This is a genomic window from Archangium sp. (assembly GCF_057119385.1).
In genome coordinates this window covers 1-24,055 of record NZ_DBNGVP010000216.1, presented here as the reverse complement: position 1 = coordinate 24,055, position 24,055 = coordinate 1, and the positions used below count along the sequence as shown (strand labels likewise).

Here is a 24,055-nt window from a genome sequence, read left to right as displayed (position 1 = left end):
TGGGCTTCGACGGGCGGGTGAAGGTGCTGGACTTCGGCGTGGCCAAGGCGCGCGCCCAGCGCACCGTGACGCTGCCGGGCATCGTGAAGGGCAAGCCCCTCTACATGTCGCCGGAGCAGGCGCGGGGCGAGCGGCTGGATGCGCGCAGCGATCTCTTCGCCATGGGCCTCATCCTCTACGAGGCCTTCACGGGCAAGCGCGCCTTCGATCGCGGGGACGAGCTGGAGTCCATGCACGCCATCTGCGACGACACGCTGAGCCGGCCGGCGGGCCTGTCGCTGCCGTTGTGGGAGGTGCTGGAGGTGGCGCTCGCCAAGCAGGCGGACAACCGCTACGCCAGCGCGCTCCAGATGGCGGAGGCGCTGGCGGAGGCGTGTCCCCCGGCGCGCGAGGCGGACGTGGGCCGGCTCATGGCCACGCACTTCCCCGAGCGCCTGCGAGGCTTCGAGCGGCTGGAGCGCGTCCACCTCTCGTCGAACACGCCCGCGGTGGGGGAGACGCGGTTGCGCCCCGGCACGACGGGCCGCTCGGGCGGTTAGATGCCGCGCTTGTTCAGCGGGTCGGTCTCGCCGCTGAGGTCCAGCTTGCGCGTGCCCTCGGTGTCGTCCCGGCGCACCCCCGTCCGCATGTGGCCGTCCCCGTAGAGCTCGTCATGGGCGTGCAGCAGCTCGTCGTCCGTGAGGGCGCGCTCGCGGGCCGACTCCTCCTCGGCGCGCAGCGGCGTGGACGTCACCCCCGTCTCGTCGGAGGCGCGCATCACGGGCCGCTCCACCACCTCCCGGTGGATGGGGATGCCGATGCCCCGGTCGCGGTCCTCCTCGGTGAGGATGGGGCTGGCCCGGGCGCCTTCCGTGTTGTACGGGCCGATCTCCTGGGCTCCCAGGTCCTGCGTGCGCAGTTCCTCGGGGCGCGCGTTGAAGGGCAGGCCCGTGCGCTCGCCCTGGTTCACCCACGCGCTGTCCGTGCCCTGCACCCGGACGTTTCCAATCCCCTCGCGCTGGGCGATGGTGTCCGAGCCATAGGGCACCTCGTCGGAGAACGCCCGGAGGCTGTCCCTGCCGTGGGCGAGGATGACCTCCCCGTTGCGCAGTTCGCTGATCTCCGCATACCGGACGGAGTAGTCCTTCGGGAAGAAGAGCCCCTTCTCGATGTGGAATTCCGAGTCACCGACGGCGTACACCTTGCCGAGCTTGTGGCCGTCGATGCTGCGGACCGTCATGCCTTCCTTGATGTCTCCGCGCTGGTACATGTCCGCCTCCTGGGAATGTTCGTCTGCGTCAAAAGTGGGGACCCGGGCGGGGGAGGGCATCCTCCAGGGGGGAGAGGGGCGAGAGCCTCGGCGGCTCGGGGGTCCTCCAAGGGGGAGGGCTGCGACTCCGGGTGGAAAATACCCAGGGGGGAGCGGGCGGGCGAGGTGTTGCGAGCTTGACCCCTCTTTCGCATCCCCATAGAAAACCGGGGCTTTTCCGTGGCCCGACCCAGGAGATGCCCCTCATGCGCCGTTTCGCCCCGATGATCCTCGCCGCGTTCGCGCTGTTCGCGGGCGCCTGCGAGAAGAAGACCCAGCCCGCGCCCTCCGGAGAGGGAAAGCAGGGCGGGCAGGTTGCCCAGCCGGCGGCCGGTGGAGGCGCTCCCGCGGCTTCGAACACCATCGTGCTGGGCGAGGTGGGCAGCCTCACCGGCGCCCAGGCCACCTTCGGGGTGTCCACCCGCAACGGCATCGAGCTGGCCCTCAAGGAGGCCAACGCGGCCGGTGGGGTGAAGGGCAAGAAGCTCGAGGTGCGCGTCTATGACGACCAGGGCAAGCCCGAGGAGGCCGCCCAGGCCGTCACCCGTCTCATCACCCAGGACAAGGTGGTGCTCATCCTCGGCGAGGTGGCCTCGTCCAACTCGCTGGCCATGGCCGAGAAGGCCCAGGCGGCCGGGGTGCCGATGATTACCCCGTCCTCCACCAACCCCAAGGTCACGGAGAAGGGCGAGTACATCTTCCGCGTGTGCTTCATCGACCCCTTCCAGGGCTTCGTGATGGCGAAGTTCGCCCGCGAGCACCTGAAGGCGGACCGGGTGGCCATCCTCCAGGACAACAAGAGCGCCTACTCCATCGGCCTCACGGACGTGTTCACGCAGAAGTTCACGGAGATGGGCGGCAAGGTCGTCACCACGCAGAGCTACTCGCAGGGCGACACGAACTTCCGCGCGCAGCTCACCGCCATCAAGAAGGAGAAGCCGCAGGCCGTCTACGTGCCGGGCTACTACAACGACGTGGGCATCATCGCCCGCCAGGCGCGCGAGATGGGCGTGACGGTGCCGCTGATGGGCGGTGATGGCTGGGACTCCGACAAGCTCTACGAGCTGGCCGGGAACGCACTGGATGGCAGCTACTTCTCCAACCACTACTCGCCGTCCGATCCGAATCCGAAGGTGCAGAAGTTCATCTCGGACTACAAGGCGGCGTATGGCGCCGTGCCGGACGCGCTCGCGGCGCTCGGCTATGACGCGGCCAAGGTGGCCATCGCCGCGCTCGAGCGGGCCAAGGACCTGAGCGGCCCGGCCGTGCGCGAGGCCATCGCCCAGACGAAGGACTTCCCGGGCGTGGCGGGCACCATCACGCTGGACCAGAACCGGAATGCGGTGAAGTCGGCGGCGATCCTGAAGATCGCCAACGGCAAGACCGAGTTCGTCACCACCATCCATCCTTAATGTCCGAGCTCCTCCAGCATCTCATCAACGGCATCTCCGCGGGTACCATCTACGCGCTCGTCGCGCTCGGGTACACGATGGTGTATGGCGTTCTCAAGCTCATCAACTTCGCCCACGGCGACGTGATGATGGTGGGCGTGTACATGGGCTACGCCACGGCGTTCGCGCTGGGGCGTCAGGCGCAGAGCTCCACCTGGGGCGTGCTGCTCATCTTCCTGGTGGCCATGGGCGGCTGCGCCCTCATGGGCTTCCTCATCGAGCGCTTCGCCTACCGGCCGCTGCGCGAGAAGCCGCGGCTCACCGCGCTCATCACCGCCATCGGCATCTCGTTCACGCTCTCGTACGGCTTCCAGCTCGACATCGGCTTCCTGCCGGGCTCGGCGCCGCGCGCCTTCCCTCAAATCATCCAGCCCGCGCAGTGGTTCACCCTGGGCGACCCCGAGTTCCCGGACGTGGTGGTGTGGAACTGGCAGGTCATCTCCCTGGTGTTGGCGGTGGGGTTGATGGCGGGCCTGCAGTACCTCGTGTACGGCACGCGCTTCGGGCGGGCCATGCGGGCGGTCTCGTTCGATCATCGCGTGGCGGCGCTGATGGGCATCCCCACGGACCGGGTCATCTCGGTGACGTTCATGATCGGCAGCGCGCTGGCGGCGGGCGCCGGCCTGCTGTACGCCATCAAGGACACGTCGGTGAGCCCGCTGATGGGGCTGTACGTGGGCCTGAAGGCCTTCGTGGCGGCGGTCATCGGGGGTATTGGCAACGTGCCGGGCGCCATGGTGGGCGGGCTGCTGCTGGGCCTGGTGGAAGAGTTCGTGGTGGGCTACGCGGCGAGCACCTGGCGTGACGCGGTGGCCTTCGGCTTCCTCATCCTCGTGCTGCTCGTCCGGCCCGGCGGTCTCTTCGGCCGGGTCGCGGCGGAGAAGGTCTGACGCCGCCCATGCAAACCGCTTCCGCTGTCTCTGGTTCCGGGACTCCCTCGGGGGTCCCCGCCTCCCTCCGGGGCATCCTCCCCGTGCTGGTGGCCGTGCCGGTGCTGCTCGTGCTGGATTGGCTGCTGAGCAACTCGCCGTTCGCCAACTACCTGCTGTCCATCATGGCGGTGAACATCATCCTCGCGGTGAGCCTCAACATCGTGAACGGGATGACGGGCCAGTTCTCCATCGGCCACGCGGGCTTCATGGCGGTGGGGGCCTACCTGGCCGGTGTCACGTCGCTGGCGCTCAAGGACGTGGCCCTCTCCTTCCTGCCGGTGGCGGTGAGTGATCAGGTGTTCCTCGTGGTGGCGCTGCTGGTGGGCGGCATCTCCGCGGCGCTGGCCGGCTTCCTGGTGGGTCTGCCCAGCCTGCGTCTCCGGGGCGACTACCTGGCCATCGTGACGCTGGGCTTCGGGGAGATCATCCGCGTGGCGGTGACGAACACCGAGGCCTTCGGACGGGCGCTGGGCCTGAGTGGCATCCCCCAGACGTCCTCGGTGGCCATGGTGGGCTTCTGGGTGTTCCTGGTGGTGCTGGTGGCGCGCCGGATTGCCGGCTCCAGCCACGGCCGCAGCCTCTGGGCCATCCGCGAGGACGAGGTGGCCGCCGAGGCCATGGGCGTGAACACCACGGGCTACAAGGTGCGCGCCTTCGTCGTTTCGTCCTTCTTCGCGGGCGTGGCCGGCGGGCTGTTCGCCCACTTCGTGCCCATCATCAACCCGGGCTCCTTCACCTTCGTGAAGTCGATGGAGATCGTCGTGATGGTGGTGCTGGGCGGGCTGGGCTCGACCACGGGCGCCATCGTGGCGGCGGTGTTCCTCACGCTGCTGCCCGAGGGCCTGCGCTCGGCCTTCAGCGCGTTCGGCTCCGAGAGCACCCTGGCGCAGCAGGTGGATCAGATCCGCATGCCCGTGTACGGCCTGCTGCTGGTGGTGCTGATGCTGTCGCGCCCGCAGGGGTTGTTCGGCACGAAGGAGCTGTGGGAAGTGGTTCCGCGATGGATTCCTCGCCGCCGGAAGGGGATGTGATGAGCGGCCCGCTGCTCGAAGCCGTGGGGGTGAGCATCCAGTTCGGAGGCCTCAAGGCGCTCTCGGACTTCAACCTCGCCATCCACAAGGGAGACCTGCAGGGGCTCATCGGCCCCAACGGCGCGGGCAAGACGACCGCGTTCAACGTGCTGACGGGCGTGTACCAGCCCACCCAGGGCGAGGTGCGCGTGTCCGGGCAGCGGGTGAACGGGCGGCTGCCGCACCAAATCAACCACCTGGGACTGGCGCGCACCTTCCAGAACATCCGCCTGTTCCGGGCGCTGACGGCGTTGGACAACGTGAAGGTGGCGTGCCGGGGCCAGGCGGCGCTGCACCCGGAGGGCGTGGGCCTGGGCGCGAAGTTCCGCGGGGCGCTGAGCAACTACCGCGACTGGTGGCGGGCACTGCTGCTGACGCCGGGCTTCCAGGCCGAGGAGCGCGAGCTCACGCGGCAGGCCGAGCACCTGCTGGAGGTGATGGGCCTGGCGCACCGCCGCGACGAGGAGGCGCGCAACCTGCCCTACGGTGAGCAGCGGCGGTTGGAGATTGCGCGCGCGCTGGGCACGCGGCCCAAGGTGCTGCTGCTGGACGAGCCGGCGGCGGGCATGAACACGCGCGAGAAGGCGGATTTGATGGTGCTCATCCGCAAGCTCCGGGACGAGTTCGACCTGGGGATTCTCGTCATCGAGCACGACATGAAGCTCGTGATGGGCATCTGCGAGAAGATCACGGTGCTGGACCACGGCGAGACGATTGCCCGGGGCGCGCCGGCCGAGGTGCGCAGCGACCGGAAGGTCATCGAGGCGTACCTGGGAGACAGCTACCTGGAGTCGCACGGAGGCGCGGCGTGAGCGAGGCACAGGTGAAGGTGCTGGGCGCGCGCCAGGAGTTCGCGCCGTTGCTGACGGTGGACGGGGTGAAGGTGTCCTACGGGGCCATCCAGGCGCTCAAGGGCGTGACGCTGAAGGTGGGCAAGGGCGAGGTGGTGGCGCTCATCGGCGCCAACGGGGCGGGGAAGACGAGCACGCTGCGGGCGGTGAGCGGGATGCTCAAGCCGGTGGGTGGGCGCATCTCCTTCGGGGGCGAGGACACCACGGGCGCGAAGGCGCATACGCTGGTGCCGCGCGGCATGGCGCACGCGCCCGAGGGCCGGGGCATCTTCCCGAACCTGACGGTGCTGGAGAACCTGGAGCTGGGCGCGTACCTGCGCAGCGACGCGGACGGCATCGCGGCGGACCTGGAGAAGAGCTACGCGCTCTTCCCGAAGCTGAAGGAGCGGCGCAAGCAGCTGGCGGGGACGCTGTCGGGAGGCGAGCAGCAGATGCTGGCGATTGCCCGCGCGCTGCTGAGCCGGCCCAAGCTGCTGCTGCTGGACGAGCCCTCGCTGGGGCTGGCGCCGCAGGTGACGGAGACGATCTTCCGCAACCTCCGGGACGTGAACGCCGCGGGCGTGAGCATCCTGCTGGTGGAGCAGAACGCGCACCTGGCGTTGAACTTCGCCCACTACGGCTACGTGCTGGAGACGGGCGAGGTGGTGATGGAAGGACCGGGCAAGGCGCTGCTGGAGAGCCCGGAGATCCGCAAGGCCTACCTGGGCGAGTAACCCTCACTCCCTCTCCCTCTGGGAGAGGGTTGGGGTGAGGGTCTTCGCCTCAGGGCAGGACGCCGAGGACGCTCACCCCGCCAGGGCCCACCGAGAGGGCGGCGACACCCGGAGCGGGAGGCGCCTTCCGGTCATTGAGCCAGAGATACACACCCGTACCGACGAGCGCGGCACCCACGCCGGCACTCACGCCCGCGAGGATGCGCTGGGTGGTGGCCTGCTGACGCAACTGGCTGATGTTGGCCAGCTCGGACTGGGGCGGGTAGCGGTCGTTGGCGTAGGGCTTGTTGGACTCGATCATCGCGTTGTTGCCGCTGACGGCGAAGTACCCCGCGAGGCCGAGCGCCACGACACCCGCGCCCGCGGACGTATAGGCCGCGGGGGTCTTCCAGGTACGCCCGTCGCTCGTGGCGCGCTGGCTCACGACGATGGCCGGAGGCGGGGCGGACGGGGTGGGCGCCTCGGCCAGTGGCGCCGGGACCAGGGGGGTGGGCTCCTGGGCGGGCGGGGGCGTGGTGGCCACGAGCGGCGGAGGAGGCGGCTGCTCGACGAGGGGCGTGACCTTGATGGGGACGAGGTTGAGCTGCTCGCGCAGGCGGGTGATGGCGGTGCGGATGAGCTCGGCCTGGGGCTGGCCGCGGCTGCGGATCTGGATGCTCTTTTGATCGACCACCTCGCCGCGGGGGTTCACCACGAGACCGGAGACGCGGGTGAGCTGGCCGGGGTCGAGCGTGATGAGGACGGCGCGGCTGGCCTGGGTGGCGGTGGCGAGCCTGCCGAGACACTCGGCGGGCTTCTTGGAGGGAGCGCAGGACTTCTTGGGCTCCTTGTCGAGGAAGGCGCGGACCTGGTCGGAGGGGACGAGCTGGACGTCGCCGCGGGCGATCTCGGTGGCGCAGATGGCCTGGTGGTCCTGGACCTTGTTCTTGTCCTTCTCGCCGACGATGGCGCACGGGTGCAGGGCGACGAAGTCGGACTGGGCCGAGGCGGCGGGAGCGAGCAGGAGGCCGAGCGCGAGGAGGAGGGGCCGCGGGGCGGGGTGAGGTTTCACGGAAGACCCCCGAGAAGGGACAGGTCGGTCGCGGAATGGTCATCGAGTGGAGATGGCCAGGGGAGCGCAACTTCCGCGAGTAGGAGCACCATGCTATCCACCAGAGGTGGGCCGTCAAATGGGTTTGGGGAGATGAGCGTGATGCTTCGCAAGGTCCTCGGAACGGTGCTGCTGTTGGGGGCACTCGCGGGATGCACCGCACCTCTTCGGGTGTGCGAGACGGATGCGGATTGTCCGAACGGAGGAACGTGCGATCCGGAGCGGAAGCTGTGTTACTCGGCGAGCGCGGAGGGGGGGGCGTGCGAGCCGGCGTGCGCGCCGTACCAGGCGTGCACGCTGGCGAACGTTTGCGTCCCCCGGTACACGGCGCTGGTGGTGACGCCGGGAGACGGCGGGGTGGTGGGCGCGGGTCCGGTGCCGGTGACGGCGGAGCTGCGGGTGGGGACGGGGTTCGCGGGCAACTTCCCCGAGACGCTGAGCTTCAGTGTGGTGGCGAGCGACGGTGGGACGGGAGGCACGTTCACAGCGGTGACGCGGAGTGACGGTGTCTACTCCACGGAGTGGGTGCCAGCGGGGGAGGGGGCGTTCCGGCTGACGGCGGCGTACCCGGCGACTGGAGGCCCGAGTACCACGGTGAGTTTGACGGCGGACACGACGGGGCCGGCTTTCGTGGTGTTCGTGCCCCCTGCGGATGCGGGCGTGGCGGATGGTGGGACGACCTACGGGGATCCAGAGCCGGGTTTCGCTACGGCGTGGCGTCGTGACCAGGTGGTGCCGGTGGAGGTTCGGACGAACGAGCCGCGCCTGGATCCTAGCTCCGTGACAGTTGCATTGACGGGTACGGATGGAGGAACCGCGCCTGCTGTTGCTGTGACTGCGTCAAGCGGGCCTTGTGACGCGGGCTTCTGCGGCGTGGCTCAGTTGAATCTGTCGGAGCCTCCCTTTGATGCCTTCCGCAGCACGATGACCGTCGCTGCCCAGGGCAAGGATACGGTCGGGAATTCAGGTAGCGGCTCCGCAACCTTCAATGTGACGCGCTGGAAGTGGACGTTCGACGCGCAGGGTGGCATCAAATCCACTCCGGCCGTTGGTCAATTGGGCACCATCTATTTCGGTACAGAATCTGGCTCTGCAGGGAGAGTGCTCGCACTTGGCCAGGATGGTTCAAAGAAGTGGGAGAAAGCGGTAGGACCCGTATTGGGCAGCCCTGCTATTGGCGTATGGAATAGCAGTTCGGAGTTGGTATACGTCGCGGGTAGCTCGACTTCTTCTGCCACTCTTTATGCCCTTGATAGCGCAGTCGGGGATATTGTTCATCAATGCACATTCTCGACTGCTTCTGCTTCCGTAGTCGGTGCGACAGCTGTGTTGGATACAACGATAGCTTCAAGCCCCGTCGAAACCGGGCTTTTTGTGCTGAATAATTACGGAAGTACTTTTGGTATCCGCCCGGATGCGGTTGGTTCTCAAACCCTGGAGTGCGTGCGGCTCGACAACTCTCGTACTATGCCCAGCCTAACGACCAATGGAAGCTTGGTGGTCGAAAACACAGGTGCATTTTACTATCCGACGGAAACAAAGCGGATGGTGAAGTATGTAGTTGAGAGCGGTGCCACTTTGCGTTGGTCTGCTGATCCTTCTGCGCAGCGGCTTTTTGGATTGGCTCTTGTTGGTGATCGGGTCATCGGCAGTGGTGGTATAGATTTCGATCAGGGAGGGCTTTTCGCTGTACCGCGTGAGCCTAGCTCAACGCCCGGGACGGTAAGTGCGTTGCCGGAGACAGCAACTGGTCGTATCAACCAGTTTGTTGCAGGCGTCGATGGGAAAATTTATTTCGGCCAGGAGACCGCGAGCAGCCAGGGCCGGCTGGTGCAGTATGATCTGACAAGCACGCGCGTCGGTACCTTTGTTCCTAATACAGGAGTATTCCAGTCGGCACCTGTGTTGGGAATTGGGAATCTTTTGTATACGCTCTCAACGGCTGGAGAGGTGGGGGCGTGGTCGACTCCCAATCTTTCTAGCAAATGGGGCCTCTCGGCACTCGGTGCCACGAGTGCTTCGCTGACACTTGATTGCGCACGTGACAGTGGAGGAACTCCTAAAAGCGGTCCTGGCGTTCTCTACGTCCCCGCGGGCGGCAAGCTGTACGCATTCGTCGTCGACAGCCGGGGCCTGGACACCTCGGCTCCGTGGCCCAAGTACCAGCACGACTCGCGCAACACCGGTAACCCCGCCACGCCCATCACGTCGTGCCCTTGAGCGGTGACGGATTGTTCCTCGTGAAAGCCGTCACTCCGCATACTCCGCCGTAGCACCGGCGGGGGACTCGTCGTAGGGTCCGCCGCCATCCGTCTTCCACTCCAACCTTCAGGACTCGCACATATGTCATCGCTGTCCCGACTGTTCGCCGCCTTCGTCACCATTTCCCTGCTCGGTGCCGCTTGCGCCAACCAGGGCGCCGCCACCACCGCCGGTGGTTCCTCCACCGTCGAGGAGGTCAACGAGGGCGGCACCACCCCTCCCGCCGAGGAGGCCCGGCCCGCCACCCAGCTCCAGAAGCTCTCCGCTCCCGAGGGCTTCAACGTCATGTTCCCCGGTGAGCCCCAGCCCCAGCGCGGCGAGGTCGCCATCCCCGGTGGCAAGGTGAAGACCGCCGCCTGGACCATCTCCGACCCCAGCGGCGTCCTCTACTCCATCAGCACCGCCGACTACCCCGAGAAGATCGTCGCCGCCAACCCCTCCTCCGCCTTCCTCAACGAGGGCAAGACCGGCCTCGTCAACCAGCTCAAGGGCACCATCAAGTCCGAGGAGGACATCACCCTCCAGGGCTACCCCGGCAAGTCCTTCACCGTCTCCTCGGACAACGGTGAGGTGCGCGCCCGCAACTTCCTCGTCGGGCCCCGCCTCTACACCCTGCTCGTCCTCTTCAACCCGAGCATCGGCGCTCCCCAGGCCGATGCCTTCCTCACCTCGCTCGAGCTGGTGAACCCGCCCCCCGCCATCACCCCGGCCACCTCCGCCACCTCCACGGACGGCGGCATGGGCACCACCGACGGCGGCATGGGCACCACCGATGCCGGCACGGGCTCCACCGACGCTGGCACGGGCTCCACCGACGCCGGCACCGCCACGCCGCGCCGGTAGTCCCTCCCTCCGGGACACGCGAGGCCTCGCTGCCCGCGTGTCCTGGCTGCCCGGCGTGAGTCCTTCCTCCGCCGGGCCACCCGCTCCACCGATACCCCTCGTCGTCCCCCGGCAACGCGTGGAGGCGGCTCGCGCGCTCCGGCTCCTCGGAGGCTCGCCATGTGGGATCCCCAGCAGTACGAGCACTTCCGCGACGCGCGCAAACGCCCCTTCTTCGAGCTGCTCGCTCGCGTGCCCGTCTCCGCTCCCCGCTTCGTCGCCGATCTCGGCTGTGGCACGGGGGACCTCACCCTCACCCTCGCCGAGCGCTGGCCCGGCGCCCGCGTCTCCGGCGTCGACTCGTCCGAGTCGATGATCTCCGAGGCCCTCCGCCGCCCCGTTCCCCCGCACGTCCGCTTCGAGCTCGCCGACCTCGCGCGCTGGCAGCCCGATGCGCCGCTCGAGGTGCTCGTCTCCAACGCCGCCCTGCACTGGCTGCCCGACCATGGCGCCCTGCTCTCGCGGCTGGTGGGGCTGCTCGCTCCGGGGGGCGTGCTCGCCTTCCAGGTGCCCGCCAACTTCGAGGAGCCCTCGCACCGGCGCATCGACGAGGTGCGCGCGCTCCCCCGCTTCGCCCCCGCGCTCGCCTCCGTGCGCCGCGGGCACGTGGAGTCACTCGCCTTCTACGAGTCCCACCTCGCCGGGCTCGGCCTCTCCGTGGATGCCTGGGAGACGGCGTACCTCCACGTGCTCCCCGGCGAGGACGCCGTGCTGCAGTGGCTGCTCGGCACGACGCTGCGGCCCGTGCTCGCGGCGCTCGGCCCCGGCGAGGACCAGGCCTTCCTCGACACCCTCCGGCCCCTGCTGCGCCAGGACTACCCGGCGGCCCCGCACGGCACGCCCTTCCTGTTCCACCGCCGCTTCGTCGTGGCCGTGCGCCCCTCCTGAGGCCCCGCGCTCACCGCGGCCAGCGGCGCATCTCCCCGTTGTCGCCCACCACCCAGAGGTTGTCGGGGCCGGTGCCCGCGATGTCGTACAGGGCATTGCCCGTGCTCAAGACCGAGCTCCAGGTGCTCCCGTTGTACCGGTAGACCTTCCCGCTATCCGTGGTGACGTAGATGGAGTTCTTCCCGAAGGCGACCACGGAGAGCAGATCCTCGCCCGACGGCGCCGAGTGCTTGCTCCAGGTTCCGTTCGACCACATGAGCACGGAGCTCTTCTCACCCACGGCGTAGGCGAGCGTCGGGTTCACCACCCAGATGCCCCGCAGCTTGTCATCCACGTCCGTGACGGCCTGGACGTTCTCGGTCTCCCAATCGTTGCCGTTCTTGAAGCGGTAGACGCGAGCGCCGATGGAGGAGCCGGAGGTGGTGTCGTAGCCGCCCACCGCGAAGAGCACGTCGCGCGAGACGCCATGCACGTCCCAGATGGGGGCCACCAGGGGGGGCGGATCGAAGAGGACGGTGCTGCCATTCCACCACATCAGCTTCCCATCGCTGACGGCGGTGCGGGACTGGCCACCGGCGTGCAGCTCGAAGCCGCCACCGGACAGGGGAACGCCGACGATTCCTCGCACGTCGGTGTCCGTGGCATCGGTTCCGACGTCACAGCCCGGGCCGGCAACGGTACGGCGGCCAATGAGGCGGTTGACTCCGCCGAGGGTGACCTCTCCCGTGACCGGGTGGGCCCAGGCCGCGTACCAGTCGCCCGCGCACTGCCCGTCGAGGTTCTGGAAGCTGGTCTGCCCGGGGGCGCGCAGCCGCAGGCGATTGCCGTTTCCAGCCACCCAGACACCGCCATCCCCGAACAGGGCCACCGAGCGCCAGATGTCCGCGCCGGCCGTCGACTGGTCCACCCAGCTCGGGCCGCCCGCCGGGCACACGCCGCCCTCGTCCACCGTGCCCTCGCAGTTGTTGTCCGTCTGGTCGCACAGCTCGGGAGCGCCCGTGTAGATGAAGGGGTTGCCGTCGTCGCAGTCTCCGCCCGCGAGGAGGTAGCCGGCGTCCGGTGTGCAGGTCAGCACGCCCGCGTCCGCCTTGCCGCGCAGGTCGAGGTCCTCGTCCGGGTAGTAGGTGGAAGGCGAGGTGGTGAAGGTGCACTGGGTGCCGCCGTCCGCGGCGCACTCCGTCGTGCCCGGGCAGTTGTAGCCCGGACTGCACGCGATGCTCACGGCGTAGCCCTCGTCCTGGGTGCCGTTGCAGTTGTTGTCCAGCGAGTCGCAGATCTCCGGCGCGCCGGGATTCACCTTGGCCCGCGTGTCGTCGCAGTCCGTGGAGTTGGCGACGTAGCCGGCGCGGGTGGGGCCGCAGTTCGTCACGCCCGCGTCCGCCGCGCCGTAGGTGTCCGAGTCGCTGTCGGCGTACAGCACGGTGGGCTTGGGGTTGTTGCAGAGGACACCTCCATCCGTGCCGCAGACGCGCTTGCCCCCGCATCCGCCCTCGCCCGTGCAGTCGGTGTTCAGCGCCAGCCCGTTGTCCGCATTGCCGTCGCAGTCGTCGTCCGCCGCGTTGCACAGCTCGGGCGCGCCCCGGTAGCGCTGGTTGTTGGTGTCGTCGCAGTCGAAGTCGTTGGCCACGTAGCCCAGCGGCTGGGTGCAGCTGGTGATGCCCGTGCCCACCTTGGAGCCCTGGCCGTCGTTGTCCGCGTCCTGGCGCCACTGGCCCGGCTTGGACACACAGGCGCGCGTGCTCTGGGTCGCGCACGTCCAGGCGCCCTTGCAGCTGTCGGCCGCGTCGCACAGCTGGCCCACCTCGAAGCTCTCGTCCTTCTTGCCGTCGCAGTTGTCGTCCCGGTCGTTGCACAGCTCCTGCGCGCCCGGGCTCCGCTCGGCGTTGGCGTCGTCGCAGTCGGTGCCGCCGGTGGCCACGGACACGTACCCGTCCTTGTCCCCGTCAGTGGCCGTCAGCGTCAGCTCCTTCTCGGCCACGTTGCCCGGGTTGACGGTCACCGTCTCGGTGGTGGTGGCCACCGGGGTGCCCGTGCACTGCGTCTCGAAGGCCTCGGCCAGCACGGCGAGGGTGGTGCCCCAGCCGGACTCACGGTAGGCGGCCACCGTCACCGAGCCGCCCGTGGGCTCGCCCTTGCCCGCCAGCTCCGTGGTGCGCGGCTCGCCCGCGCTTTGTGCGTCCTTCACGCCCACCCGGATGCACCCGGGTTTGAAGCCCGTGTACGAGACGGTGAGCTTCACCGCACCGTCGTTGTTGCGGCAGCCGGTACCGAGAAGGGCCAGGAGGCCAACGAAGAGCACGAGACGGGGGGACATGGCCCCCCATTATGCCTCCTTTTGGGCATTCAGCGGACTTCGGGGAAGTCGTTATGCACCACCGTGAGGCGCTCGTCCGCGGCGAGGCTCGCCGGGGTGATGAGCTCCAGGTCCAGGGGCACCTTTCCGCCATAGCGTTGCTGGAGCGCCGGCCCCAGCCGCTTCACCTTCAGGGAGCCCAGGCGCTCCATCTTCCCGTAGTCCACGCCCGCGGCGGCCGAGTAGGCCTTGCGCGCCAGCTCCGAGCAGTACATGGCCCGGTCATCCCACTCGAAGCGCCAGTCGTAGGGCTTGCCCAGGTGCCGCTTCGCCTCCTTCACGGCCGCCTCGCGCTGGGCCTCGGGGAGCTGCCCGGGCCGCAGCACCAGGAGCCGGCCGCCCACCCCGCGCGCCTTCCACTTCGCGAAGGGCACCCGCTTCACCGGCTGCACCGCCTCCACCACGTACACGCCCCCGGCCGTCACCTCCACCAGCCCCACGTGCGACAGGGGGCTGTCCGTCGCCGCCCGGATGGCCGCGCTCTGCTGCGAGCGCGAGGTGTGGAAGACGAGGTCCCCCGTCCTCAACTCGCCCTCCAGCGGGTGTGGCGCGCCAGCCGCGGTGTGGGCCAGGAGTGACAGCGACAGCAGCGACAGCTTCAGCCAACGCATGGAAACCCGGTCCTTTCGGGCGCGAGCACCGCGCCTCGGGAGTCTTCCGGTGCACGGAGGGGGCCAGGGGAGACCCTCACCCCGGCCCAGGGGCAGAGGGGGGTCATCCGCCGCCCAGGGGGACCTCGGCGCGCGGGTGGTACTTGCCGCCCAGGCTCTCGAAGAGGACGAGCCGGTCCACCCGCGTCTCCCCCCATTTCTCGCCCTGGAGCGCGCGCACGCACCCGGCCAGCTGCCGGTCTCCCCGGGGCACCTTCGCCCGCGCCAGCGTGAGGTGCGCGGCGTACTCGCGGTGCTCGGGCTCGAAGCCCAGCGGCTTCAACCCCTCCGCCACGTCCGCCTGCAATGCCCCCAACGCCTGGGTGTCCCCGCCCACCCCCGCCCACAGGACGCGCGGGTGGGCCGGCGAGCCGAAGGCGCCTCCGCCCTCGATGCGCAACACCAGTGGGGCATGCGCCGGGCCCACGCGGGTGAGGACGTCCTTCACGGCGGGCATCCGCTCGGCCTCCACCTCGCCGAGGAAGCTCAGCGTGAGGTGCAGGTTGGCCGGGGGCACCCAGCGCGCGTGCGGCGCCAGGGCCTTCAGGCGCGGGAGGGCGGCCGAGACCTGGGACTCGATGCCTTCCCCCAGGGTGACGGCGACGAAGAGACGCATGGCGTCATCCTTCCCCTGGCCGGAAGGCGCGGCGGCGAGGCCAGAGGGCATAGGCCCAGAAGGGCAGGAAGAGGAGCAGCTCCACGAGGACGACGTACAGGCCGCGCCGGGAGAGCATGCCCGCGCCGATGGGGGCCACGGGAATGGGGCGCAGCGAGAAGAAGTAGCGGGTGTCGTCCAGTGGCCAGAGGAGCGCCGCGCCCAGGCCCCCCGTGGTCATCGCGTCCAGCAGGCCGTGGCTGCCCAGCGCGGCGAGGGTGAGCAGCCCCGCCTTCAGGGCCGGCCCCCGCGCCAGCCGCGTTCCGGCCGCCACCCCCAGCGCCACCGCCGCCGCGAGCAGCACCGAGTGCGAGGCCCCCCGGTGCCCCCACGTCGCCGCGTAGGGAATCCTCAGCGCGAAGGCGATGACGTCCGCGTCCGGCAGCATGGCCAGCGCGGACATCCCCAGCATGGCCAGGCCCACGCGCCTCGGGGCCGCCTGCCCCACGCCCAGGCGTCCGAGCGCCATTCCCACCGCGACATGACCGAAGCTCGCCATCCGGCTGCCGAGGATAGCCCATACCGCCCCTCTCTGGAGAACGCGCGGGCGCTGGACTAGCCTCCCCGGCCCGTGTCCACCGAGTCCGTCACCGAGTCCGTCCTCGACGACATCCTTCGCCAGCGGCTCGACGCACAGCGCGTGCGCATGGGGCGTTGGGTGTACCGCTTCCGCGCCCTGGGTGCCCTGGGCTGGCTCGCCTGTGCGTTCGTCTTCGACTGGACCATGCACCTCACGAGCGTGGGCGCCTACGTGCTCATCTCCCTGGCCTTGTGGGCGGGCGTCCGCTTCGTGCCGCTGCTGCGCCACAGGCCGGAGCTCGTCGTGCTGCTGCTCGACATGCCCGCCGTCTTCGTCATCCAGGCCCCGGCGGCGGCCCTCGCCATCAACGGCCAGGTGCTCGCCGGCTTCACGGTGGGCGTCTACATCATCCTGGTGATGCTGATGGCGCTGCTGGGCGGCTCGCGCCTGTCGCTGGCCGTGGCCACCCTGCTCGGCATCGGCCTGGAGACGGCGCTCGTGCGGGAGACGGGCCGGAGCGTGACGGACAACCTCCCGGGTGTGACGCTGGTGCTCGTCCTGGCGGCCGTGGCGGCGCGGTACACGCGCCGGCAGATGTACAAGCTGGTGCTCGAGGTGTCCCAGGAGCAGACGCACCGCACGCGCCTGGGCCGCTACTTCTCGCCCGAGGTGGCCCGCCGCATCCTCCAGGCCGGCGCCACCTCCGACGGCGCCCAGGGCGAGCACCGCGAGGTGACGCTGCTCTTCGCCGACATCCGCGGCTTCACCTCCCTGTCCGAGCGCATGGACAGCCCCCAGGTGGTGCGCCTGCTCAACGAGTACCTGGCGCGCATGGTGGAGGTGGTGTTCCGCCACGGGGGCACGCTCGACAAGTTCATCGGCGACGGGATTCTGGCGTACTTCGGCGCGCCGCTGGAGCTGACGGGGCACCCGCAGGCGGCGGTGGCGTGCGGGCTGGCCATGCTGGACGCGCTGGAGGTGCTCAACGCCGAGCGCCGCGCCCGGGGCGAGGAGCCGTTGAGCATCGGCATCGGGCTGCACACGGGCAGCGTCGTCGTGGGAGACGTGGGGCCCGAGCAGCGGCGCGAGTACACGGTGATTGGAGACGCGGTGAACCTGGCCAGCCGCATCGAGGGGCTGACGAAGAAGGTGGGCGTGTCCCTGCTCGTCTCCGAGGCCACGCGCGAGCGGTGTGGCGGCGAGTTCCACTTCGAGGCCGCGGTGCCGCTGCCGGTGGCCGGCAAGAAGGAGCCGGTGGCCACCTTCGTCCCGTCCCGTGGGGCACTTCGCGCCACGGGGTGACGCCATGGATTCCTCCCGTTTCGACGAGCTCCTCCAGCAGCGGTTCGATGCGCAGCGCGCCCGGGTGGGGCGCTGGACGTACCGCCTGCGCGTCCAGGTGGTGCTGGCCTGGTGGCTGGTGGCCTTCACGTTCGACTGGAGCGTGCCCCTGAAGGCGGTGGCCTTCCACCTGCTGCTCGCGGTGGGGTTGTGGCTGGGGAGCGGGTTCCTCCCGGTGCTGCTCCGGCGGCCCGAGCTGGGCCTGCTGCTGGTGGACATGCCCCTCTTCTTCTTCATCCAGTTCCTGGGGCTGGAGGCCTCGCCGGACAGCTCGTTCACGGCCGGACTGACGGTCTGCGCCGCCGGCTGCATGGTGATGGGCGTGGCGACCCTGAGCGACTCGTCCGTGAGCGTGGGCGCCGCCGCCGTGCTCGCGTGCCTCCTGCAACTGGGGCTGATGTCCCGCCTGGAGCTCATCACGGTGGGCAGGGTCTCGGGCGTGGTGCTGGTGCTGCTCATCGTCGCGGCCATCTCCTCCCTGGCCAGCCGCCAGGTGCGCGGGCTGGTGCGCGAGGTGAGCCGGGAGGAAATCCGCCGCAACCGCCTGGGCCGCTACTTCTCGCCCGAGGTGGCCCGCCGCATCGCCGAGCGCGGCACCAACGAGTCCGTGGGCGAGCACCGCGAGGTGACGCTGCTCTTCGCCGACATCCGCGGCTTCACCTCCATGTCCGAGCAGATGGAGAGCCCCCAGGTGGTGCGCCTGCTCAACGAGTACCTGGCGCGCATGGTGGAGGTGGTGTTCCGCCACGGGGGCACGCTCGACAAGTTCATCGGTGACGGGATTCTGGCGTACTTCGGCGCGCCGCTGGAGATGGAGGGCCATCCGCAGGCGGCGGTGGCGTGTGGGCTGGCCATGTTGGAGGCGCTGGAGACGCTCAACGCCGAGCGCCGCGAGCGGGGCGAGGAGCCGTTGCGCATCGGCATCGGCATCCACACGGGCCGGGTGGTGGTGGGGGACGTGGGCCCGGAGCAGCGGCGCGAGTACACGGTGATTGGGGACGCGGTGAACCTGGCCAGCCGCATCGAGGGGCTGACGAAGAAGGTGGGCGTGCCCATGCTCGTGTCCGAGGCGACCCTGTCGCGCTGCGGCGGCGAGTTCCACTTCGAGGCCGCGGAGCCGCTCCCGGTGGCCGGCAAGAAGGAGCCCGTGGCCACCTTCGTCCCGGCCAGCAAGGCGCTTCGCGCCACGGGGTGAGGGCGAGCCCCCCGCTCAGGCGCGCGGCGCGGCGGAGAAGGGACTCACGTACGGCGCCACGGCGAGCTGCTCCCAGGTATTGTGGAGCCCGTCGAGGGAGGTGACCTGGACGCCGGTCAGGCCGGCGCCATCGAGGCAATGTGTCACAAGCGGTCTCGACGGAGGCGTACCGGTTCCGCGCGCGGGTGACGGTGCAGGCTCCCGCGCGGGTGGTGTCCGAGCGGTTGTCCGGAGTGGCGGGACGCATCGAGGAGCTGGATGCGGAGCGCTGCCGGGTGCACGAGCACCTGCGCCGCCTGTCCGAGCGGCTCGCCCGGGCCGCACAGCGCTAGACGGGCATCTCCGCGCGGGTCAGGGCGGCGGAGTCTGGACCGTGGGGGCGGGCTCTTCCGCTCGCGGGGGAGCGTCGAGCGGAACCCACCCACGGTTGAGCCCGGCGTTGCCTCCCACGCGCTCCGAGGGCGCGGTGAGCACGGTCCATTCCGTCCGCACGCCCTTCGAGAACACATTCATCTGCGCGCGCAGCTCGACGGGCTCGTGCGTGCAGGCCTGGACGTGGTGGACGGGGCCGTTGCTGCTCTCGTGCCGGGCCCAATCGGAGTGCCGGTCCGAGGTGTCGCTCGGCCGCAGCGAGAGGCTCCAGCCCGTATCCCTCCCCGATGCGCTGGCCACCACCGCGACGCACTCCTCCTTCCCGAGCCGGATCACCCGCTGCTCCGTGGACGTGGCCTCCACCTGCTCCGGCGCCGCGCGCTGGAATCCGAGTGACTCGGCGGCGGCGACCTCCCGCTGGTGGATGCGCTCGACGTGGCGCTGGGGGTAGCGGTCCACCTCGCACGCGTCATTGAGGAACATGAAGGAGGTGAAGCACGTGATGAACGCGAACAAGCTGCCGGTGAACATCCGCTCGCCCATGTGTATGCGCTCCGCCGGGTTTCCGTCCGGTGCTAGTCTATGCGCATGCGGTGGTTCTTCGTCACGGTGTTGCTGGTGGCCTGCTCGGCCCGGGCTCAGTCCACGGGTGGAAGCTTCGGCGGGGGGAGCTTCGGGGGCGGCTCATCCGGGAGCTCGTCCTCCGGCTCGTCCGGTGGCTCGTCGGGAAATGGCCGCGGCTCGGGTTCCCTGTTCGGCGAGAAGAAGGAGAAGTCCACCCGGCAGCGGTCTCCCGCGGTCAAGCGCGAGCCCACCGCCGAGGAGCGGCTCCTCGATTCGATGGAGCGCGCCCGGCGCGAGCAGGAGCGGGCCGAGTGGGAGGCGCGAGAGCAGCAGTGGCTCGCCTCCCACAGGCAGGCGGGGGTCGTGGTGTTGGAGCCGGACGAGCGGGCCGCGTTCGAGCCTCCCGGTCCGCTCCAGCGGTTCTTCTGGCCCCATGGGCTGCTCGCGTTGCTCGTCTTCGTCGGGTTCGTCGCCCTCCCTTCCCGGCTCCTCGTCCCGGGGCCGGCGAAGTCCTCCAGCGCCTCCTGGTCCTTGCGCCTTCCCTCCTTCTCGGAGCTCTTCGGGGTCGCCCACATCGTGCGGGTGAGCGTGGCCTTCGACTGGGGCGCGCGCGCCGTGGTGCAGAAGGAGCTCGCGAACATCGCCGAGAGCTTCCGGTACGCTTCGCTGCAGGACTCGTTGGACCAGGTCATCTACGCGCTGGAGCGCTCCCTGCCTCACGCGCGGTACGCCTGCTGGACGGGAGAGTCGCTGCGGCTCGGCCGTGCGCAGGCGCGCTTCCTCGAGCTCGCGTCGGAGCTGCGGGGCCGGTACTCGAAGGAGCTCGTCCGCGGCGAGCGGCGCGAGGAGGGGGACGGCGAGCGCGCCCGCTCCCGTGAGGGCCAGGGCCTGGTGGTGGTGAGCCTGCTGATGGGCCGCAAGGGTCTTCCCTCCTCGTTGCCCTCCGAGGTCTCCGCCCAGGCGTTGCTCGAGCTGTTGCAGGCGCAGACCTCGGGCGAGCCCGTGGACGTGCTGGAGATCATCTGGTCTCCGGCGGCCGAGGAGGACCGGATGAGCTCGGCCGAGCTCGAGGCGCACTACCCGGAGCTGGTGCGGCTGGAGGCGAAGGCCGGGGCGCTCGGGCGTGTGTCCTGTCCGAGCTGTCAGGCCCTCTACGCCGCCGAGCTCGGCGCCTGCCCGAGCTGCGGCAGCACCGCCCCCGGCGTGGACGCGAAGCACGTGCTCGCCGGCCCGTGCCCCCACTGTCAGGCCGACATGCCCCGCTACGAGACGAAGTGCGAGCGGTGTGGGGCCTGGGTTCCCGCGGACGGCCGCAAGGCGTGACGCGGATGCGGTCCGGAGTGGGGGGCAGGGGACGGCCCGGGGCCCGCCGCACCCTCACCCCGTCCCTCTCCCGAGGGGAGAGGGGAAATGGTCTTCCTCAGTACGCCTTGGAGAAGACGATGCGGCCCGGCGACGGCTCTCCCGTCACCACGCACTTGCCCGCCTCCTGCTTCAGCGCGAACGGCCGGTTGCGCGTCGTCAGGCCCGTCTCGTCCTTGATGCGCGCCTCCACCTTCGGGTCCCCATTCCAGTGCGCCAGCAGGAACCCCGCGTCCGCCTTCTCCTTCATCTCCTCGTAGCTGTTCACCTCGAAGGTGTTCGCGTCCCGGAAGCTCTTCGCCTTCTCGAACAGCGACGTCTGCATCTGCTCGAGCATCTCCTGGGCCTTGCCCACCGCCTGGTCCAGCGGGATGAACTCCTTCTGCTTCACGTCCCGGCGCACCATCACGCACGAGCCCTTCGCCAGATCCTTCGGACCCAGCTCCACCCGCAGGCACGTGCCGATCAGCTCGTGCTCGCTGTACTTCCAGCCCGGGCTCTTCGTGTCGTCGTCGTCCACCACCACGCTCAGGCCCGCCTTCTTCAGGTCCGCCGCCAGCGCGTGCGACTTCTCCATCACCTGCGTCTTCTCCGCGTCCGTCGCCTTGCCCGCGATCGGGATGATCACCACGTGCGTCGGCGCCAGCCGCGGCGGCACGATGAGACCCGTGTCATCCGAGTGCGTCATGATGAGCCCGCCGATGAGGCGCGTGGACACGCCCCACGACGTCTGCCACACGTGGTGCTGCTTGCCGTCCCGGCCCTGGAACATCGTGTCGAAGGCCTTGGCGAAGTTCTGCCCCAGGTTGTGGCTGGTGCCCGCCTGCAGCGCCTTCTTGTCCTGCATCATCGCCTCGATGCTGTACGTGCGCAGCGCGCCGGCGAACTTCTCCGACTCCGTCTTGCGCCCCGTCATCACCGGCATCGCCATGTAGTCCTCGGCGAACTTCCGGTACACCTCCAGCATCTGCAGTGTCTCCTTCTCCGCGTCGTCCTCCGTCTCGTGGCAGGTGTGGCCCTCCTGCCAGAGGAACTCGGTGGTCCGCAGGAACAGGCGCGTGCGCATCTCCCAGCGCATCACGTTCGCCCACTGGTTGATGAGCAGCGGCAGGTCCCGGTAGCTCTGGATCCACTTGGCGAAGCTGCGGTTGATGATGGTTTCCGACGTGGGCCGGATGACGTAGGGCTCCTCCAGCTTGGCCCCACCGGCGTGCGTCACCACCGCCAGCTGCGGGTTGAAGCCCTCGACGTGCTCGGCCTCCTTCTTCAGGTAGCTCTCGGGGATGAGCAGCGGGAAGTAGGCGTTCTTGTGGCCCAGGTCCTTGAACATCTTGTCCAGGACGCGCTGCATGTTCTCCCAGATGGCATAGCCATTGGGCCGGATGACCATGCAGCCCTTCACGTCCGAGTAGTCGGCGAGCTTCGCCTTCTGGACCAGGTCCACATACCACTCGGAAAAGCCCTTCTCGCGCGGTGCCAGCTTCTCGGCCATCTGCTTGAAATCCTTCGAAAATGAGTGAGGGCCGTTGCCTACGCCAGCCCCCGCCCGGAATCAATGGTTGCGGGCTACTCGCAGCGGGTGGCCTCGTGCCGGCAGTCATGGCCGGAACGGTCCAGCTCCAGCTGGTAGAGGGACTGGAGGGCCTCGTTCTCCAGGGAGACCCCCAGCCGGCGGGGGCCCGTCCCCGGCTCGTTGAGCAGGATGTCCACCGTCTCCAGGCCCCTCTGGGGCACCGGGTCCGCCGGGGCCGCCATCACGCTCCGCTCCTCGAAGCGCTTCCAGGTGCGCCCCCCCGCCGTGCCCGCCACCGTGGCGAAGCCCTCGGCGCAGTGGGCCGCTCCCCCCACGAAGCCGGCCTGGTACACCCGGGCGCTGTGGCCCCCCGAGGCCGCGCACATCCCCCCCGACGCCCCGGGCTCGAAGCTGTTCCACAGCACGCATCCGTTGACGATGGACGTCCCACTCCCCGTCTGCTCCCGGGGGGCCCGGTACCGCACGTACCACCCCGCCTCCAGGGAGCCGGCCTCCTTCTCGCCCGTCGTCACCCGGCCGTCCGCCCCGAACTGGGACACGTCCACCAGGGAGTCCTCCGTCAGCATGCCGGCCTCGTACGCCGTGGCCGCCGCCGCCGTGTCGAAGGTGCGCGCCTTCTTCACCCCGTAGCTCCAGAAGCCGTAGAAGCGGTTGACGCTGGTGGCCGGCAGCGGCTTCGTCGCCGCCACGGGCACCCAGTCGTCCTTCGTCACCCGGCAGCCGCTGGCGTCACAGGTGTACTCCAGCCGCCCCGCGCTGCTCGCCGTGCAACCGTTGGCCGCGTCGTAGTCCCAGTCCAGCGATACCTTCGTCGAGCCGCAGGTGCCCCCCTCCGTCGCCGGGGTGGGCGTTTCCGGCGTGTACTTGTAGCCCTCGTAGGTGGTGCTGGCGCTCCAGAGCGTCGAGCCGCCGCGCTGCACGGTGACGCTCTGGCTCGCGCGGCAGCCGAGCTGCGCGCACCCCAGCGGGTTGGAGAGCCGGCACGTCGTCCCGCCGCTCTCCGCCAGGTTGTAGCGGTCCCCCGTCCCCACGAAGGTGCGCAGGTAGCCCGTGTCCGGCTGCACCGTGTTGGAGGTCATGTAGCTGAAGGCGGGCCGCACCGTGTCGGCATCGGGGCTCTCCACCGTGTCCGGGGGCTTCACCTGGAAGGCCCGGGCGGCGAACCAGTTGGCCACCTGGCCTCCCCCCGCCGGCCGCTCCCCGGGCTGCCAGAAGCGCACCGTCCACACCTGGCCCCCGTAGTCCGCCACCGTCGCCGTGTCGAAGAGCAGGTCTCCGTCCGGCTTGGAGCTGAGCTCGCCGCCAATGTCCATCATCGCCACGCTGGCCGCGAAGGGGTGGCGCAGGTGCTCGGAGCGCGTGCTGCCGTCGCCGTGGAAGAAGCTCCACAGCGTCTCGCCCGTCTTCATGTCCACCATGGCCAGGCCCCGGCCACGGTTCTGGGAGCGGTCATACCCGCCATTGAGGAAGACGACCCAGTCCTCGCGGGCCGGCTTGCCCGCCACGCGCCACGGGCCCTCTGGATCCGCCAGCGCCACCGGGCCGATCGGCGGAGGCCTCGGCGCGAAGTGCCCATCGCTCTCGCCCAGCTGGAGCGCGAGCGCGTCACACGGCTGCGGCCACATCCACAGGAAGTCCCCCCTTTGGTGGGGCGGGCGGCCCGGCTGTGCTGCCCCCGGGCTCTTCATCAGCGCCGTCACGTCCAGCGCGAAGCGGTGCACCCCGCCCGTGCCCGTGCCCACCACCGCCACCGTGCGGAACTCGCTGGCCTGCTTCTTCCCGTCCGCCTCCGCGTCTCCGGAGGCGCCCACCCCGTCCAGCCACACCTCGCGCACCATGGGCGTGCCGTCCACGAAGTAGGCGTGCTTGCCGATGTTGGGCCGCAGCTTGGCCAGCATGTCCGGAGGAATGAAGGCCCACAGCTCCTCGCCGGTGCCCTCGTCGTACTCGGCCATGTTGGCCACCGGGTCGAAGCCCGTCTTCTTGCCGTTGTGGAAGGCGTGCAGCATGCCGCCGTTGCTGCCCACCAGCACGAGCTTGTCCCGCCCGCCCTGCTCGTGCACGTAGCGGTCGTAGGCATCC

At 69.7% G+C, this 24,055-nt stretch carries 23 protein-coding genes and 1 pseudogene; 13 read left to right on the top strand and 11 right to left on the bottom strand.

The genetic code is table 11. From position 1 onward, the window contains the following. A partial coding sequence (locus AC16DP_RS49120; protein ID WP_483957109.1) for a protein kinase domain-containing protein occupies positions 1-539 on the top strand: 539 nt, incomplete at its 5' end. On the opposite strand, the gene AC16DP_RS49115 is transcribed toward AC16DP_RS49120, so the two are convergent. Further along, a complete protein-coding gene (locus tag AC16DP_RS49115; RefSeq protein WP_329733342.1) occupies positions 536-1,249 on the bottom strand; it encodes a hypothetical protein in 714 nt (237 codons plus the stop codon). The two genes, AC16DP_RS49120 and AC16DP_RS49115, sit on opposite strands and share 4 nt — an antisense overlap. A 245-nt stretch (positions 1,250-1,494) precedes the next feature. Between AC16DP_RS49115 and AC16DP_RS49110 the strand changes: the two genes are divergently transcribed. From AC16DP_RS49110 to AC16DP_RS49090, 5 genes are read left to right on the top strand one after another with little or no spacing between them, the layout of a single operon-like run. Then, entirely contained in the window at positions 1,495-2,700 is a 1,206-nt protein-coding gene (locus AC16DP_RS49110) for an ABC transporter substrate-binding protein (RefSeq protein WP_329733341.1), read from the top strand. Then, positions 2,700-3,629 carry a branched-chain amino acid ABC transporter permease gene (locus AC16DP_RS49105; protein WP_329733340.1) on the top strand — a complete coding sequence of 310 codons (930 nt, stop codon included), beginning with the start codon at positions 2,700-2,702 and terminating at the stop codon, positions 3,627-3,629. The genes AC16DP_RS49110 and AC16DP_RS49105 overlap by 1 nt, the downstream gene beginning before the upstream one ends. 8 nt (positions 3,630-3,637) lie before the next feature. Next, positions 3,638-4,702 (top strand): branched-chain amino acid ABC transporter permease, encoded by a 1,065-nt coding sequence (locus tag AC16DP_RS49100; protein ID WP_329733339.1) that lies wholly within the window; start codon positions 3,638-3,640, stop codon positions 4,700-4,702. Then, on the top strand, positions 4,702-5,553 hold the full coding sequence (locus AC16DP_RS49095; RefSeq protein ID WP_329733338.1) for an ABC transporter ATP-binding protein: 852 nt from the start codon (positions 4,702-4,704) through the stop codon (positions 5,551-5,553). Before AC16DP_RS49100 ends, AC16DP_RS49095 begins: the two co-directional genes overlap by 1 nt. Continuing rightward, positions 5,550-6,305, top strand: coding sequence for an ABC transporter ATP-binding protein (locus tag AC16DP_RS49090; RefSeq protein WP_349257914.1), 756 nt, complete (start codon positions 5,550-5,552; stop codon positions 6,303-6,305). Before AC16DP_RS49095 ends, AC16DP_RS49090 begins: the two co-directional genes overlap by 4 nt. Before the next feature lie 49 nt (positions 6,306-6,354). On the opposite strand, the gene AC16DP_RS49085 is transcribed toward AC16DP_RS49090, so the two are convergent. Both AC16DP_RS49085 and AC16DP_RS49080 read right to left on the bottom strand, forming a co-directional pair. Continuing rightward, complete coding sequence (locus AC16DP_RS49085) at positions 6,355-7,356, bottom strand: hypothetical protein (protein WP_329733337.1); 1,002 nt, start codon at positions 7,354-7,356, stop codon at positions 6,355-6,357. A gap of 272 nt (positions 7,357-7,628) precedes the next feature. After that, the gene (locus AC16DP_RS49080; RefSeq protein ID WP_329733336.1) at positions 7,629-7,874 is read right to left on the bottom strand and encodes a hypothetical protein; all 246 of its coding nucleotides are present in this window, start codon (positions 7,872-7,874) and stop codon (positions 7,629-7,631) included. A gap of 394 nt (positions 7,875-8,268) precedes the next feature. Between AC16DP_RS49080 and AC16DP_RS49075 the strand changes: the two genes are divergently transcribed. The 3 genes from AC16DP_RS49075 to AC16DP_RS49065 all read left to right on the top strand — a co-directional run bounded on the left by AC16DP_RS49075 (position 8,269) and on the right by AC16DP_RS49065 (position 11,427). Beyond that, complete coding sequence (locus tag AC16DP_RS49075; protein WP_329733335.1) at positions 8,269-9,615, top strand: PQQ-binding-like beta-propeller repeat protein; 1,347 nt, start codon at positions 8,269-8,271, stop codon at positions 9,613-9,615. 123 nt (positions 9,616-9,738) lie between these two features. Beyond that, positions 9,739-10,500 carry a hypothetical protein gene (locus tag AC16DP_RS49070; protein WP_329733334.1) on the top strand — a complete coding sequence of 254 codons (762 nt, stop codon included), beginning with the start codon at positions 9,739-9,741 and terminating at the stop codon, positions 10,498-10,500. Between the two features lie 159 nt (positions 10,501-10,659). Next, positions 10,660-11,427, top strand: coding sequence for a methyltransferase domain-containing protein (locus AC16DP_RS49065; protein ID WP_329733333.1), 768 nt, complete (start codon positions 10,660-10,662; stop codon positions 11,425-11,427). A 10-nt stretch (positions 11,428-11,437) separates the two neighbouring features. Here AC16DP_RS49065 and AC16DP_RS49060 read toward each other — a convergent pair whose 3' ends face one another. The 4 genes from AC16DP_RS49060 to AC16DP_RS49045 form a co-directional block, all read right to left on the bottom strand. Continuing rightward, complete coding sequence (locus tag AC16DP_RS49060; RefSeq protein WP_329733332.1) at positions 11,438-13,741, bottom strand: MopE-related protein; 2,304 nt, start codon at positions 13,739-13,741, stop codon at positions 11,438-11,440. Positions 13,742-13,770: 29 nt separating this feature from the next. Continuing rightward, positions 13,771-14,391 (bottom strand): YiiX/YebB-like N1pC/P60 family cysteine hydrolase, encoded by a 621-nt coding sequence (locus AC16DP_RS49055; protein ID WP_329733331.1) that lies wholly within the window; start codon positions 14,389-14,391, stop codon positions 13,771-13,773. Positions 14,392-14,494: 103 nt separating this feature from the next. Then, positions 14,495-15,046, bottom strand: a complete 552-nt coding sequence (gene thpR, locus AC16DP_RS49050) for an RNA 2',3'-cyclic phosphodiesterase (protein WP_329733330.1) — start codon at positions 15,044-15,046, stop codon at positions 14,495-14,497. 4 nt (positions 15,047-15,050) lie between these two features. Next, positions 15,051-15,584, bottom strand: coding sequence for a metal-dependent hydrolase (locus AC16DP_RS49045; RefSeq protein WP_329733329.1), 534 nt, complete (start codon positions 15,582-15,584; stop codon positions 15,051-15,053). A gap of 72 nt (positions 15,585-15,656) precedes the next feature. Here AC16DP_RS49045 and AC16DP_RS49040 point away from each other — a divergent pair, with 72 nt between their 5' ends. After that, positions 15,657-16,907, top strand: coding sequence for an adenylate/guanylate cyclase domain-containing protein (locus tag AC16DP_RS49040; protein ID WP_329733328.1), 1,251 nt, complete (start codon positions 15,657-15,659; stop codon positions 16,905-16,907). A 4-nt stretch (positions 16,908-16,911) separates the two neighbouring features. Further along, positions 16,912-18,141: an adenylate/guanylate cyclase domain-containing protein gene (locus AC16DP_RS49035; RefSeq protein ID WP_329733327.1), complete on the top strand. Its 1,230-nt coding sequence runs from the start codon at positions 16,912-16,914 to the stop codon at positions 18,139-18,141. 15 nt (positions 18,142-18,156) lie between these two features. Here the strand turns inward: AC16DP_RS49035 and AC16DP_RS49030 are convergent, their stop codons facing one another. After that, positions 18,157-18,288, bottom strand: coding sequence for a hypothetical protein (locus AC16DP_RS49030; RefSeq protein WP_483957108.1), 132 nt, complete (start codon positions 18,286-18,288; stop codon positions 18,157-18,159). Between AC16DP_RS49030 and AC16DP_RS49025 the strand changes: the two genes are divergently transcribed. Continuing rightward, on the top strand, positions 18,282-18,473 hold the full coding sequence (locus AC16DP_RS49025; protein ID WP_329733326.1) for a hypothetical protein: 192 nt from the start codon (positions 18,282-18,284) through the stop codon (positions 18,471-18,473). The two genes, AC16DP_RS49030 and AC16DP_RS49025, sit on opposite strands and share 7 nt — an antisense overlap. A gap of 19 nt (positions 18,474-18,492) precedes the next feature. Here the strand turns inward: AC16DP_RS49025 and AC16DP_RS49020 are convergent, their stop codons facing one another. Then, a complete protein-coding gene (locus tag AC16DP_RS49020; protein ID WP_329733325.1) occupies positions 18,493-19,056 on the bottom strand; it encodes a hypothetical protein in 564 nt (187 codons plus the stop codon). A gap of 39 nt (positions 19,057-19,095) precedes the next feature. Between AC16DP_RS49020 and AC16DP_RS49015 the strand changes: the two genes are divergently transcribed. Further along, entirely contained in the window at positions 19,096-20,400 is a 1,305-nt protein-coding gene (locus tag AC16DP_RS49015; protein ID WP_329733324.1) for a DUF1517 domain-containing protein, read from the top strand. 97 nt (positions 20,401-20,497) lie between these two features. Here AC16DP_RS49015 and proS read toward each other — a convergent pair whose 3' ends face one another. Both proS and AC16DP_RS49005 read right to left on the bottom strand, forming a co-directional pair. Beyond that, a complete protein-coding gene (gene proS / locus AC16DP_RS49010; protein ID WP_329733323.1) occupies positions 20,498-21,931 on the bottom strand; it encodes a proline--tRNA ligase in 1,434 nt (477 codons plus the stop codon). Between the two features lie 74 nt (positions 21,932-22,005). After that, a pseudogene (locus tag AC16DP_RS49005) lies at positions 22,006-24,055 on the bottom strand (pilus assembly protein); the annotation flags it as partial.

Coding starts and splice junctions, on each gene's coding strand:
- AC16DP_RS49115 (WP_329733342.1), bottom strand. CDS start 1,249: ATGTACCAGCGCGGAGACATCAAGGAAGGCATGACGGTCCGCAGCATC.
- AC16DP_RS49110 (WP_329733341.1), top strand. CDS start 1,495: ATGCGCCGTTTCGCCCCGATGATCCTCGCCGCGTTCGCGCTGTTCGCG.
- AC16DP_RS49105 (WP_329733340.1), top strand. CDS start 2,700: ATGTCCGAGCTCCTCCAGCATCTCATCAACGGCATCTCCGCGGGTACC.
- AC16DP_RS49100 (WP_329733339.1), top strand. CDS start 3,638: ATGCAAACCGCTTCCGCTGTCTCTGGTTCCGGGACTCCCTCGGGGGTC.
- AC16DP_RS49095 (WP_329733338.1), top strand. CDS start 4,702: ATGAGCGGCCCGCTGCTCGAAGCCGTGGGGGTGAGCATCCAGTTCGGA.
- AC16DP_RS49070 (WP_329733334.1), top strand. CDS start 9,739: ATGTCATCGCTGTCCCGACTGTTCGCCGCCTTCGTCACCATTTCCCTG.
- AC16DP_RS49065 (WP_329733333.1), top strand. CDS start 10,660: ATGTGGGATCCCCAGCAGTACGAGCACTTCCGCGACGCGCGCAAACGC.
- AC16DP_RS49060 (WP_329733332.1), bottom strand. CDS start 13,741: ATGTCCCCCCGTCTCGTGCTCTTCGTTGGCCTCCTGGCCCTTCTCGGT.
- AC16DP_RS49055 (WP_329733331.1), bottom strand. CDS start 14,391: ATGCGTTGGCTGAAGCTGTCGCTGCTGTCGCTGTCACTCCTGGCCCAC.
- thpR (WP_329733330.1), bottom strand. CDS start 15,046: ATGCGTCTCTTCGTCGCCGTCACCCTGGGGGAAGGCATCGAGTCCCAG.
- AC16DP_RS49045 (WP_329733329.1), bottom strand. CDS start 15,584: ATGGCGAGCTTCGGTCATGTCGCGGTGGGAATGGCGCTCGGACGCCTG.
- AC16DP_RS49035 (WP_329733327.1), top strand. CDS start 16,912: ATGGATTCCTCCCGTTTCGACGAGCTCCTCCAGCAGCGGTTCGATGCG.
- AC16DP_RS49020 (WP_329733325.1), bottom strand. CDS start 19,056: ATGGGCGAGCGGATGTTCACCGGCAGCTTGTTCGCGTTCATCACGTGC.
- AC16DP_RS49015 (WP_329733324.1), top strand. CDS start 19,096: ATGCGCATGCGGTGGTTCTTCGTCACGGTGTTGCTGGTGGCCTGCTCG.
- proS (WP_329733323.1), bottom strand. CDS start 21,931: ATGGCCGAGAAGCTGGCACCGCGCGAGAAGGGCTTTTCCGAGTGGTAT.